We start from the raw sequence: 6,328 nt of genomic DNA on the forward strand, positions 1-6,328 counted from the left end.
CGGCCCGCGGTGGAGGCGCACCGGGGCAACGACCGGATCACCTCGGCGCTGCGGGACGCCGGACCGGAGGTGGTGCTGGTGAACCGTTCCGCGCTGGACCGGACGACGCGGGTGGTCGCCGGGGTCGGTGTGCCCGGCAGGTCGGTGCTGGTGGTGGAGGAACTGGTGGAGGCCGGGTCGTCGGACTCGGGAGGGCCGGTGGGCGCGCCGCTGTCCGCGCTGGCGTACCTCCAGTACACCTCCGGCTCCACCGGCTCCCCGACGGGCGTGCGGATCACCAACGGGAACCTCGCGGCGAACGCCCGTCAGATCGCGGGGTTCGCGGGCTACCTGCGACCGGGATCGGTCGCGGTCGGATGGGTGCCGTTCTTCCACGACCTGGGGCTGCTGACCGGTCTCGTGGTGCCGCTGGGGCTGGGCGCGCACGCGGTGCAGCTGACCCCGCTGGCGTTCGTGCAGTCGCCGGGGCGCTGGCTCCGGGCGATCTCCGACCACCGCTCGGTGTGGATGGTGGGCCCGAACTTCTCCTACGACCTGTGCGTGGCCAGGGTCGGCCTGGAGCAGCGCGCTGGCCTGGACCTGGGATCGGTGCGCGGCCTGGTCAGCGGGGGTGAGCCGGTGCGGGCGGCGAGCCAGCGGGCGTTCAGCGAGGCGTTCGCGGGCTGCGGGTTGACCGCCGACGTGGATGCCGGGGCGTACGGGTTGGCCGAGGCGACGCTGTGCGTGACCGCCCGCTCGGACAAAGACCGCAGGGTGGTCTACGCGTTCGACCGGGCCGAGCTGGACGCGGGCCGGGTGGTGGAGCGCCGCGAGGGCGCGGGGGCGCGGGTGATGGCGTCCTGCGGCGTGCCGCTGGACGGGGTCGAGGTGGCCGTGGTGGACCCGGAGGCGCTGGTCGAGCGGCCCGCCGACGGGGTGGGCGAGCTGTGGGTGCGGGGGCCGAACGTGGCGGACGGCTACTGGCGCAGGCCGGAGCTGACCGAGCGGGTGTTCAACGGTGTGCTCACCGGGCGCGGCGGTGGCTGGTTGCGCACCGGGGACAGCGGTTTCCGGCACGACGGGCTGCTGTTCGTGGCCGGACGGCTCAAGGACCTGCTGGTGGTGGACGGCCGCAACCACCACCCTTCGGACGTGGAGGCGACGGCGGAGGGCGCGCAATCGGCGTGCGAGGTGGCGGGCAGCGCGGTGTTCCCGGTGGAGTCCGACGACCGGGAGCGGGTGGTGGCGGTGCTGGAGGTGAGGCGCCGCGACGCGGTGGACGCGGCCTCGGTGGTGGACGCGGTGCGGCGCGCGGTGTCGCGCGCGCACGGGGTCGACCTGCACGACGTGCTGCTCGTGCCCACGGGCTCGTTGCCCAGGACGAGCAGCCACAAGGTGAGGCGTGGCGCGAGCCGTGAGAAGTACCTGCGCGGCGGTTTCCGCACGGTGGACCGCGTCGAGCGGGCCCCGGTGGCATGAGCGCGGGACAGGCCGGTTCCAACGAGGGAAGGTGTGACATGACCAGCAACGACGTGCTCGAGCGGATCAGCGCCATCGTCGCCGAGGTGGGCGTGCTGCCGGTGGGCGAGGTGGCGCCGGAGAAGTTCTTCGCAGACGACCTCGACATCGACTCGCTCGGCATGGTGGAGATCAGCGCGACGGTGGAGGACTCGCTCGGGGTCTCGTTCCCGGCCGAGGAGCTGGCCGAGCTGGCGACGGTGGGCGCGCGGGTGGACTCCGTGGCGGCCAGAGCGGGGACGGCCGCGGCCGGGGGAGGGCGGGAGTCCCCTCGCCGGCGCCGCTTCCCGATCGGGGGCGGCGCCGTCGTCGTGCTCGGGGTCACCGGCCCGCCGGGCCGACCAGGTCGGGGCCGGCCGCGGGGAGGACCGTGGCCGGTGGCGCGGCCGGGTGGTGCGCGGGGGCGCTCCCCTGACCGATCCGCAGCGCCGCGACCAGCTCTCGGTACAGCTCGTCGGTGGCCATCAGCTCCTCGTGCGCGCCCTGCGCCCGTACCCTGCCGTCCTGGAGCACCACGATGGTGTCGGCGTCCAGGACCGTGGACAGCCGGTGGGCGACGGTGACGACGGCGGAGGTGCGCGCGTGCTCGCGGATGCGCTGCTGCACGGCGGCCTCGGTGATGGCGTCGAGCTGTGCGGTGGCCTCGTCCAGCAGCAGGACGTCGGGGGCGCGGAGCAGGGCGCGGGCCAGCGCGACCCGCTGCCGCTGGCCGCCGGAGAGCGGGAGCGCGTCCAGCGGGGTGTCCAGGCCGAGGGGCAGGGCGGCGACGGTGTCGGTGAGCTGGGCCTGGGCGACGGCGTCGAGCAGTTCGGCGTCGTCGGCGTCGGGGTGGGTGAAGGCGAGGTTGTCGCGCAGCGTCCCTGGGACGACGGGGGTGTCCTGCTCCACGTAGGCGAGCCTGGCGCGCACCTCGTCGTGGGTGCGCTCGGTGTAGGGGCGGCCGTGCAGGAGCACTTGGCCGCTGTCGGGTTCGAGGAAGCGCAGCAGCACCGCGAGCAGGGTGGACTTGCCCGCACCGGACGGTCCGACGAGCGCGACGTGGCCGCGGCGAGGCACCACGAGGTCCACGCCGCGCAGCACGGGCGGCACGTCCTCGCGGTAGCCCGCGGTGACGGCGCGCAGTTCCAGCACCGGCCGCTCCTCGGTCGGGTGGTCGCGCTCCGGTCCGCGCGCGCCGAGCGGCCCGGACGGCTCGACCTCGGTGCGCTCGACCTCGTCGATGCGGCGGGCGGCGGCGAGGCCGGTCTGGAGCGCGGTCAGCTCGCGGCTCAGGCCCAGCACCGGCTCGGCCAGGCCGAAGGCGTAGAGCAGGAACGCGACGAGGGTGGACACCGCCATCTCGCCCGAACCGACCCGCCAGGCGCCGACGCCGAGCACCAGCACGATCGCCGCTTGCAGCCCGGACCAGGACAGCGTCCACACCACGGCCTCGCGGCGCACGACCCGGACCGCCTGGTGGTGGGAGGCCCGTGCGTCGGCGAGGACCCGCTCCGCGATGCGGGGTTCGGCGCGGCTGGCCTTGACCGTCCTGGCCGCCACCAGGGCGCCCTCCAGGGTGCCGCCGAGCCTGCCCAGGTGCTCCTGCGCCTGCCGCTGGGCCCGCGCGATGGCGGGCACGAGGGCGTTGACCAGGAGGGCGACCACGACCACCGCCCCCGCCGTGGACAGCAGCAGCACGGGGTCGAGCAGGCCCATCAGCACGAGGGTGCCGACGAGGGTGACCGCGCCGTTGACCAGCCCGATGACGCTGGTGGACGCGGTCTGGCGGAGCAGGAGGCTGTCGGAGGTGACCCTGGTGACCAGTTCACCGGGGGTGTGCCGGTCCAGGGCGGGCACGGTGGCGCGCAGGAGGCGCCGGACGGTGCTCTCGCGGGAGGCGAGCACGACGCGCTCGCCGAGGGTGCCCAGCAGCACCCACTGGGCGACCCAGAGCGCTCCGCCCACCACGAGGAGGACGACCAGGACGGCGACCGGCGGGGTGAGCGGGTGACCGGCGCCGAGGGCGTCGAGCACCCACTTGGTGACCAGCGGGGTGGCCAGTCCGGCGGCGGAGCCGAGCAGGGACAGGAGCAGGCCCAGCGCGAGGGTGCGCCGGTGCGGGCGGGCTAACCGCCAGAGCAAGCGGGAACCTGATTCGTGGGTTTCTACCGTCACTCGTGGAACATACATGTTCAACCTGGGGACGATAAGTCTCACGGCAGAACAGCTGCGCTACAGTCCGGGTGTGGTGGAGAGCAGAGCGGAAGCGGGCCTGCGACCGAGGACCCGGCGGGCCATCCTGGACGCGGCGGTGCGCGTGCTGGCCGAGTCGCCCTCGGCGTCGGTGGCCGACGTGGCGGCGGTGGCCGGGGTCGGGCGGACCACGGTGCACCGGTACTTCCCCGAGCGGAGCGATCTGCTGGCGGGCATCGAGGCCGACCTGCTGGAGCGCATCGACGCGGCGACGCGGGCGGCGAGGACGACCGAAGGACCCGCCGGGGCAGCGCTGCGCAGGTTGTGCGAGGAGTACTTCACCCTGGGGGACGTGCTGACCCTGGTGTACCAGGACCCGACGCTGCTGGGCCGGGTCAGGTGGACCGAGGCGACCGGTTCGGACCTGGCGCTGCTGGAACTGGTGGAGCGCGGGCAGCGGGAGGGCGAGTTCGACCCGGCCGTGGACGCCTCGTGGGTGTGCGGGGTGGTGTGGTCACTGCTGTTCACCGCATGGCTGCACGCCCGCGACCCGCGAGCGTCGACGCACGAGACGCTGGCGCTGTGCCTGGAGACGGTGCGCCGGACCGTGGCCCTCTAGGGCCCGCCCGGGGGCGCCGGTCAGCCGCGCTGGAGCTCGCGCTGCTGCTCCAGCATGAGCCTGCGGGTGATCCGCCGGACCGCCGCGCGCACCTCGCCGTCGACGGTGTCCGGGTCGCGCTGGGCGGTCCAGTCGGCGAGCTGGTCCAGCAGCCACGCGGTCCACGCCTCGATCAGGGCGGTCACGGTCGTGGACGCGGCCGGGGTGAGGGCGAGGTGGCCGTCGGTGGTGCGGGTGAGGTGGCCCTCGGCGGCGAGGGCGTCGTAGAACGAGGTGAGCACGCCGTGCGGCAGGCCGACCTGGTCCTCGACGTCGGACTGGCGGGTGCGCTCGCCGAGCAGCTCGGCGCGCAGGTGGATGCCCAGCAGCGCCCACGCGGCGGGCAGCTCCAGCGGCAGGCCGGAGCGGGCGAGGACCTGGCGGGGCATGTCCGGGTTGTGGCCCGCGACCCGGCCGATCAGGTTCTCCAGCTGGGTGTCGGGGTGCTGGGCGGGGGGCATCGCGCAGCCCTCGCCCGCGCCCCTCGCGGCCTCGCGGGCGGTGCCCCGGATCTCGACCTGGGGCAGCAGGAACGCCACCAGCAGGCCGAGGAGCGCGATCGGCACGGCGGCCAGGAACACGGTGTGCAGGGCGTCGGCGTAGGCGGTGACGATCGGCTGCCTGGCCGCGTCGGGGAGGGCGTGCAGGGCCTCGGGGGTGGTGATCGCCGCCGGTGGGTCGCGCGTCTGCGCGAGCGCGGGCGGGAGGGTCTCGGCGAGGCGGTTGGCGTAGACGGTGCCCATGATCGAGGCGCCGAAGGAGCTGCCGAGCGAGCGGAAGAACGTGACGCCGGAGGTGGCGGCACCGAGGTCGCGGTAGTCGGCGGTGTTCTGCACGACGATCGTGAGCACCTGCATGACCAGGCCGATCCCCGCGCCCAGCACGAACATCGCCAGCGACTGGGCGGCGATCGAGGACTCAGGGTCCAATGTGGATAGAAGGTGCATGCCGACGGCGGTGACGGCCGCGCCCGCGATGGGGAACGGGCGGTAGCGGCCGGTGGCCCCGACGACCTGGCCGGACAGCAGCGCGGTGATCAGCAGGCCGAGCACCATGGGCAGGGTGCGCAGGCCGGACGAGGTGGCGGACGCGCCGCTGACGTACTGGAGGTACGAGGGCAGGAACGTGAGCGCGCCCATCATGGCGAAGCCGACGATGAAGCTGAGCAGCGAGGCGACCGCGAACACCTTGCCGCGGAACAACCTCATCGGCAGGATCGGCTCGGGGACGCGGTTCTCCACCACGACGAACAGGGCCAGCGCGACGGCGGAGCCCGCGACCAGGCCGATGATCGTGGCCGATCCCCCGGGGTGCTCGGTGCCGCCCCAGGTGGTGGCGAGCGTGAGTCCGCTGGCGCCCAGCGCGATCAGGGCGGCGCCCCAGTAGTCGATCCGGGGTTTGCCGCGCTCGCCCGCGCCGGGGATGGCCCTGGCGGCGAGCGCGATGACGGCGAGCGCGAGCGGGACGTTGACGTAGAACGCCCAGCGCCAGGACAGGTGGTCGGTGAACAGGCCGCCGAGCAGCGGGCCGACCACGGTCGTCACGCCGAACACCGCGCCGAGCGCGCCCTGGTACTTGCCGCGCTCGCGCAGCGGGATGACGTCGGCGATGAGCGCCGTGGCGGTGACGGCGATCCCGCCGCCACCGATGCCCTGCAGCGCGCGCATCGCGATGAGGCCGCCCATGGTGTCGGCGGCGCCGCAGAAGAACGAGCCGACGATGAACACCACGACGCTGACCTGGAACACGGCCTTGCGGCCGAACAGGTCGCCGAACTTGCCCGCCAGCACGGTCGCGACGGTCTCGGCGAGGATGTAGGAGGTGACCACCCAGCTCATGTGCCCGGCGCCGCCGACCTCCCCGACGATGGTGGGCAGCGCGGTCGCGACGATGGTCTGGTCGAGGGCGGCGAGGAGCATACCGAGGACGATCACGCCGAAGATGACGTTGACGCGGGCCTTGGACAGGCTGGGTGGGGCGGCGGTGTGCCCGTCGTCCTGC

At 74.3% G+C, this 6,328-nt stretch carries 4 protein-coding genes and 1 pseudogene; 3 read left to right on the top strand and 2 right to left on the bottom strand.

Annotated features, from left to right (window positions below; translation table 11 throughout):
* The coding region (locus ACTUAL_RS28330; RefSeq protein ID WP_440902381.1) for a fatty acyl-AMP ligase at window positions 1-1,458 on the top strand (1,458 nt) is incomplete at its 5' end.
* 38 nt (window positions 1,459-1,496) lie between these two features.
* Window positions 1,497-1,733: pseudogene (locus ACTUAL_RS28335) on the top strand (phosphopantetheine-binding protein); the annotation flags it as partial.
* 85 nt (window positions 1,734-1,818) lie between these two features.
* Here the strand turns inward: ACTUAL_RS28335 and ACTUAL_RS28340 are convergent.
* Window positions 1,819-3,618, bottom strand: coding sequence for an ABC transporter ATP-binding protein (locus ACTUAL_RS28340; protein ID WP_440902382.1), 1,800 nt, complete (start codon window positions 3,616-3,618; stop codon window positions 1,819-1,821).
* Between the two features lie 103 nt (window positions 3,619-3,721).
* On the opposite strand from ACTUAL_RS28340, the gene ACTUAL_RS28345 reads away from it, so the two are divergent.
* Complete coding sequence (locus ACTUAL_RS28345) at window positions 3,722-4,288, top strand: TetR family transcriptional regulator (protein WP_440902383.1); 567 nt, start codon at window positions 3,722-3,724, stop codon at window positions 4,286-4,288.
* A 20-nt stretch (window positions 4,289-4,308) separates the two neighbouring features.
* Here the strand turns inward: ACTUAL_RS28345 and ACTUAL_RS28350 are convergent.
* Window positions 4,309-6,328 (bottom strand): DHA2 family efflux MFS transporter permease subunit (locus ACTUAL_RS28350; protein ID WP_440902384.1); only part of this gene is annotated, 2,020 nt, incomplete at its 5' end.

It is taken from the genome of Actinosynnema sp., from assembly GCF_052038725.1.